2 protein-coding genes are annotated in these 3,107 nt (G+C 67.2%); both read left to right on the forward strand.

Annotated features, from left to right (window positions below; translation table 11 throughout):
* Positions 1 to 2,270: TonB-dependent receptor (locus AX685_RS00765; RefSeq protein WP_066484363.1), on the forward strand; the 2,270-nt coding region annotated here is incomplete at its 5' end.
* Between the two features lie 25 nt (positions 2,271 to 2,295).
* Positions 2,296 to 3,107 (forward strand): acyltransferase family protein (locus AX685_RS00770; RefSeq protein WP_156445577.1); only part of this gene is annotated, 812 nt, incomplete at its 3' end.

Below are 3,107 nucleotides of genomic sequence, written 5' to 3' on the forward strand. Positions count from 1 at the left end.
GCCTGGAGGTGTACAAGAGCGCGCAGGCGGACATTCCCGAAGGCGGGATCGGCGGCACGATCAACGTCCACAGCCGGATGCCGCTGGACCTGCCGTCGGGCACGTTCAACCTGACCGCGCAGGGCGTCTACAACGACCTGTCCGACAAGTGGAAGCCGCAGGTGTCGGGCGTGGCGAGCTGGAAGAACAAGGCCGGGACGCTGGGCGTGCTCGCCGCCGGCTTCTACGAAGCGCGCGCGTTCCGCCGCGACGGGCAGGAGTTCCTCGGCTATGCCACGCAGGAGGACTTCGCCGGCAGCGGCGCCGACGTCGTCTATCCGGCGTTGATCGGCAATGCCTATTTCACGCAGGAGCGTATCCGCAAGGGCGGGACCGTCACCGTCCAGTTCAAGCCGACCGACCGGCTGGAGCTGACCGCGACCGGCCTGTACACGCGGATGAGCGCCAATAACGTCAACGTGAACAGCATGGCGTGGACCAGCAAGCTCGTGACGGAGAATTCCACGCCGGGGACGCCGGGCTATTCGCTGGGCCAGTATACCACCAAGGATTATGGCGGGATCACCTACCTCACCTCCGCCGCCTGGGGGGCGAACGGTGCGGGCGGACAGCCGGCGTTCGGGCGCGTGCAGGACGATATCTTCCGCAGCGCTTTCTCCTCGACCTGGAACGGCACACTGGAGGCCAAGTGGAACCCGGCCGACGACCTGACCGTCCACGCCAACATCGGCTATACCGAGGGGCGTGGCGAAACCAGCAAGGAGCGGGCCTGGGAAAGCTATTGGCAGACCGGCATGAGCTACGCGATCGCGGGCAAGGGCGCGACGATCAGCTATCCCGGCCTGCCGACCGATCCGACGTCGGCGGCCTATCTGAAGAACTATTTCAGCGGGACGTGGGGCGGCTCGACGATCTCGCCCGACACGGAATTCTACACCCAGGCCGACCTGGAGCAGCAGTATCCCGACTCGAGCTGGCTACGCTCGATCAAGACCGGTGCGCGCTTCACCAGCCACAAGCGCGCGGTCAACGCCACCGGCATCCTGTGGGCGGGTAACGAAACGCCGGCGGTCGACCCGCAGAACGGCGCGTCGAACACCAACCAGATCGGGCTGTTCGACGTCTATGCCGGCGCGACCACCCCGGCGGACTTCAACCGCCGGATCGGCGCGGCGACTCGCTATTCGCTGGCCGACCTGGGCAAGGTGGAGGCGATCCTGAACACCCGGGGGGGCGTCAGCGAGGCTTTCTACCCGCCGTCGAGCTTCTCGGTGAAGGAGGACGATGCGGCCTTCTACGCGATGGCGAAGGTCGGCAACGACCGCAACTGGCGCGGCAACATCGGCCTGCGCAGCATCCACACCGACATCAGCACGCTGCAATATTCGCCCAACGTCACGCCGACGATCATCAACAAGTTCGGCGAGTTCGGCGCGGTGAACGACGGGCGGTCGTACTGGGACGTGCTGCCGAGCGCCAACCTGACCTATAATGCGACCGACAAGCTGCTGCTGCGCGCGGCGGTGGCGAAGGTGATGTCGCGGCCGGGCTATGCGCAGCTGGCCGGCGCCTTCTCGCTCGACGATCTCAGCCTGTCGGGCAGCGCGGGGGGCAATCCGCGGCTCGACCCGTTCCGCGCGTGGCAATTCAACCTGGCGGCGGAATTCTATTACGGGCCGCAGGCGCTGTTCTCGGTCGGCGTCTTCGCGCTCGACATCAGCAACTATATCACCACCACGACGTCGCGGCGCTTCTACCGCACCGTGCTGCACCCCAATGGCGCGACCTTCCTGATCGAGGAGCCGGTCAACGGCGGTGGCGGCGTCAACAAGGGCGTGGAGGTCAACTGGCAGCAGCCGATCTACGGCGGGTTCGGCTTCATCGCCAACTACACCTATTCGGACGCCAGGAAGAACGCCGACGCGGTGACCGCGGCGGACAATTTCAGCCGCGAGATCGACGGCAATTCCAAACATACCTGGAATTTGACCGGCTATTACGAGGACAAGCTGATCAGCACCCGGCTGGCGTACAGCTACCGGTCGAAGTTCCGGTCGGGCATCGATCGCGCGACGCCGATGTGGCAGGACGGGTTCGGGCAGCTCGACGGATCGCTGCTGGTCCATGTCACCCCGCATATCGCGCTGAGCGCGGATGCGCAGAACATCACCAACGCCAAACTCTACTATTTCGTCGGCGACCCGGCGATCCCGCGCGCCTATTACGACAACGGGCGCACCGTCTACCTCGGGTTGCGGCTGACCTACTGATGGGACGATCGGGGAGAGAACGGACATGACCGCGACGCACCTTTCCTCCCCCGCAGCCGATGCGCCCGTCGGGCCGGTGGCGACGGGACCGCGTGATCCGCACGACCGGGCCGGGCGGCGGCTGCGCTCGCTCGACCTGTTGCGCGGGGTGACGGTGGCGGGAATGATCACCGTCAACGCCACCGCCGGGGTGCAGGGGCTGGACAAGCCGGTGTTCGCGCCGTTGCTCCACGCCGACTGGGCGGGCTTCACGCTGGCCGACACGGTGTTCCCGGCTTTCCTGACGATGGTGGGCGTGTCGATCGCGATTTCGGCCAAGCCCGACGCGGGCGGCGCGGCGGCGACGCGGCGCGTGCTGGCGCGGGCGGGGCGGATGATCCTGCTGGGCCTGCTGCTCGGCCACATGTTCTTCCTGGCGGACTTCCACAAATATGTGCCGCGCCTGCCCGGCGTGCTGCAGCGGATCGGCATCGTCTTCGCGATCTGCGCGATCCTGTATCCGCGGATGAGCGGGCGGGCGCGGGCGATCGCGGCGGGGGTGCTGCTGGTCGGCTATTGGGGATTGTGCCTGCTGCCGATGCCCGACGGCAGCGCCACCGACCTATGGGTGCAGGGGCATAATTTCGTGTCCTGGGTGGACCGCGCGGTGTTCGGCAACTGGCGCTATGTGAAGGGGCCGGACGGCTACGATCCCGAGGGGCTGCTCAGCACGCTGCCCGCGATCGCGCAGGGGCTTCTGGGGACGCTGGCGGGCGATTACCTGCGCCGCGGCCAGCCCGTGACCGCCGCGGCGAAACGGCTGTTCGTGGCCGGCATCGCGGGGATGGCGGCGGGGCT

This window comes from Sphingomonas sp. CCH9-F2 (genome assembly GCF_001556735.1).
GTDB classification, from domain to species: Bacteria; Pseudomonadota; Alphaproteobacteria; order Sphingomonadales; family Sphingomonadaceae; genus Sphingomonas; species Sphingomonas ginsenosidimutans.